3 protein-coding genes and 2 pseudogenes are annotated in these 3,345 nt (G+C 47.3%); 4 read left to right on the top strand and 1 reads right to left on the bottom strand.

The window, feature by feature from the left end; all coding sequences use genetic code 11:
- Positions 1-125: 125 nt before the first annotated feature.
- The 4 genes and pseudogenes from VB741_RS14805 to VB741_RS14795 all read left to right on the top strand — a co-directional run.
- Positions 126-968: a hypothetical protein gene (locus tag VB741_RS14805; RefSeq protein WP_323365952.1), complete on the top strand. Its 843-nt coding sequence runs from the start codon at positions 126-128 to the stop codon at positions 966-968.
- A gap of 393 nt (positions 969-1,361) precedes the next feature.
- Positions 1,362-1,649: a hypothetical protein gene (locus VB741_RS26435; protein WP_442786367.1), complete on the top strand. Its 288-nt coding sequence runs from the start codon at positions 1,362-1,364 to the stop codon at positions 1,647-1,649.
- On the top strand, positions 1,603-2,187 hold the full coding sequence (locus VB741_RS26430; protein WP_442786366.1) for a hypothetical protein: 585 nt from the start codon (positions 1,603-1,605) through the stop codon (positions 2,185-2,187). The genes VB741_RS26435 and VB741_RS26430 overlap by 47 nt, the downstream gene beginning before the upstream one ends.
- A gap of 70 nt (positions 2,188-2,257) precedes the next feature.
- Positions 2,258-2,347 (top strand): annotated as a pseudogene (locus tag VB741_RS14795) (IS5/IS1182 family transposase); the annotation flags it as partial.
- 750 nt (positions 2,348-3,097) lie between these two features.
- Here VB741_RS14795 and VB741_RS14790 read toward each other — a convergent pair.
- A pseudogene (locus tag VB741_RS14790) lies at positions 3,098-3,345 on the bottom strand (ISKra4-like element ISLesp1 family transposase); the annotation flags it as partial.

Below are 3,345 nucleotides of genomic sequence, written 5' to 3'. Positions count from 1 at the left end.
GACGACGACGCTATGGGCTGCGATTCAATTTGATAGCGGCACTCTACAATTATGAACTCAACCTTGCCGAAGACTGGCAGCAAAATACAGCAATTTAGCACATAATCATTTTTGCAAGAGGTCTAGTGATCAACCGAGATTTTGTCCCTGCTTTCCGAGAAATGTTACAACAGCTGATGCCCTCTGGTGTCACGGTCGTTTTTACCTGCCGCGATCACGACTATAACGACCATCTAGAACCGATTAGAGAGCGTCTGCCTGGGCTGACGCGACAGATTGAGCGGTTTGATGTGCCTAACTTCACACCCTCTGAGATTCGTTTGGCCGCCAGCGCATTTTTTCACCAACGGGCTGACGACTTTCCAGAGCCGGATACCTCAGATAGAGGAACAGCATTCGCCGACAATATTTTGGCCCTATCAGCGGATAGCCGCTCACTGCTAGAAATTATTCAAAATCCCCTGCTGTTAGCCCTGCTGTGTGACCTCTTTGCCCAAGAAGGCAACGTCCCCCCTGACCTGACTGTCAGTAAGCTGTATCAGCGCTACTGGCAAGAAAAAATCGCCTACAGCCGGGTTGATAAAAGTCATTTTGCCCCCCTGGCCCTTGCGAAAGACAAACTCTGTTTGACTCTGGCCCAAACCTTTGTTGATGTACACCAGCTGACTCAGCTACTGTACCAGCTACTGCTTGGCATCAATATTATCCAGATCGACAATAGCGAGGCCGAGATGATCCAGATTATTGCAGCTATACAGCGGCTCAATCCTTGCTTTTTGCCGGATGCGATCGCAACGGTTTGTCCCCAGCTGATACACCAGGGTTGGGAGCGAAATGTTGCGGCGATTGTACGGGCCATTGACAACATTGAAGGACGAGGTTCTGATTTGTTAGACGGCATTCTCCAGAAAGATTGGTGCACTGCTCATATAGAAAGTGTGGTTTTGGAAGTGAAATCTGGCTTCTAATAGGCTTCGAAAGATAAAGGCGAAAGGCGAAAGGCGAAAGGCGTAAGTTAGAAGATGGGTACCAACTCAAAGCGGGATGTTTTCCAAGGATAGTGTTCAGAAGCCAGGAGCCAGGAATCAGGACCTCACTGGCTTCTGGCTCCTGGCCCCTGATTCCCCACCTAGCCAGGATTTCCCGGCTTAAGTTGATACCCTAGAAGATTTCTATTAGTCACAAATCTGTCTGATTGAAAATACTTTATCCTGCTTGAAAGGATTAAGGATGTAAGCAGCAATTCCAAATTCCAACTTATGAACATCATTAGTGTTCACCGAAACTCACATTAATAGCCTGACTAATATGGAGTAAAGTTAGTCCAAGCCCCGTGCTAATGCTCTGTTAGGACTCAGCCGATGCTCTCTGCTGCGCTCAGTTTCGATAGTCTGTTAAGTGAACTCAACGACACGATTGATGAGCTAGGTGACCCACGCAAACCGAGTAATGCGACCAGCTACAGCGTCAAGGATGCGGTATTGGGGGCATTTTCATGTTTTTTCATGCAAAGTGAATCATTTTTAGACTACCAGCGACAGCTCAATAGTCGCAGCGGTCGAGACAACGCTCAGAGCCTATTTGGGCTAGAGAACATACCGAGTGTGGAGCAGATTCGTAGAAGCCAATGGGCATGTCCAGACGCTTGAACAAGCGCAGCAAAACGGCAAGACCGATGAGATTTGGCAACTGCGATACCTCAATGATGTGCCGTTACGCTCAGAGAACCCTACCTTATCCGTCAACGGGTGTGAGCTGACGGTGACGCGCAAATCCGATGGCAAAGTCCTCTATCTCAACAGTTGGATTACCAATCACCGGCTCACGAACCAACGAGTCAGTGAGGTGGCTGCTGCCGGTCGTTGTCGCTGGAAGACCGAAAACGAGAATCACAATGTGCTCAAAACCAAGGGCTATCATCTCGAACATAACTTTGGCCCTGGTAAAGCACATCTATCGGCTTTTTTGTTGACGCTTAACCTGCTAGCTTTTTTGTTTCATACGGTGCTGCATTTAGCCGACGAACGCTATCAACAAATTCGGCAGCAGCGCGGCACCCGCAAAGGCTTCTTTCAGGATATCTTGGCGCTCACAAAGTATTTGTGGTTTGAGAGCTGGTCAGCGTTGATTGAGTTCATGCTTGATGAGAAGAAGAAATCGGCCAAGAAAATGAGGAATACCTCTTGACCACGTTCTTCAGTGGTTGACACTCAGCTATTTTCCACTGTTTTTGATGTCTGTATCTTGGAATTTGGAATTGCTGAAGGACTATGAGCATTTACCCGAGTCATCCGAGGTCATGATTTACATTGCCATGACTCGCTTGATGCTGAGGAGACTGGCGTAATTTTATACACCCCTTTACCTTTTAAAACAGCCTCTAAAAACCTACCTGATTTTCGCTACCTGGAACCCCTATAAATTCGTGATCTATTCTCAATAATTCAACCTTATTGAGAGCAAAGCTGATTATAGATCCTTGATATTTGGCGGTTGTAGAACTTAGCAGGAAAAGTCAGCTCCCAGAACAGGTATTTGTAGGAGTTCGTGGTGTCTACAAAAAGCCTGGATAGGGCTGAGATATTTAACGTTTCTGAAAGGGGTAGGTTCAATGGCTGTGACTGCATTGATCGACGGGGTAGAGGGTCGCTGGATATGGCTATAGGGCTGCAATTTTGAGGTGATGGAGGTGCAGATCTGATTGTTGGGTTGTGGTTATGCTATCTGGAATTTTCTTCCTTAAGCGAATTTATTGGTGAGGTGACTACCCCAAGCTACCCCTGATAGGTTAGGAAACATGCGATCGCACCCCCTAATCCCCTTATTCGCACCCCCTAATCCCCTTATTCGTATGTGCAGGCACATGAATCCAAGACCGCGCATACAAAAACTACGTCAAACCAATTGCAAAACAAACGTTCGATCGGTTGGCAGGGTCGTAGGTGCCATGCGTTAAGTTCTGCACTTACCCGGTTTATATAACGCGATCGCAAACTGGCCAGTTCGCTAAAATAGACCAATAAGGTTAAACCATCGGATCACTCAATGATTGCTGTCCCCCATTACATCAGTCCTAAGGACTATCTCGGGGAGCACGTCATCCGCTGGCGGATGAAAAATAATCCAGTTGTTGATTGAGATAAGCGGATCTCAACTTGAACATTTGCGGCAACGTCTCTTCATTCCATTGTGCACCGGTCACCTGCAGTCTGGCATCAATCTGTTTGACCCAAGATTCAACGGGACCAGAGCCAATGGGCAAGCCTTCCATCTGGTAGTAGCGATAGTTGGGAATACGGCCAGCATGGCCTTTGAGATAGTTGCTGAATCGTTGGGCTGAGTCAT

This window comes from Leptothoe sp. PORK10 BA2 (genome assembly GCF_034932105.1).
Lineage (GTDB): Bacteria > Cyanobacteriota > Cyanobacteriia > Phormidesmidales > Phormidesmidaceae > Leptothoe.
This window is presented reverse-complemented; position numbering and strand designations above follow the sequence as displayed.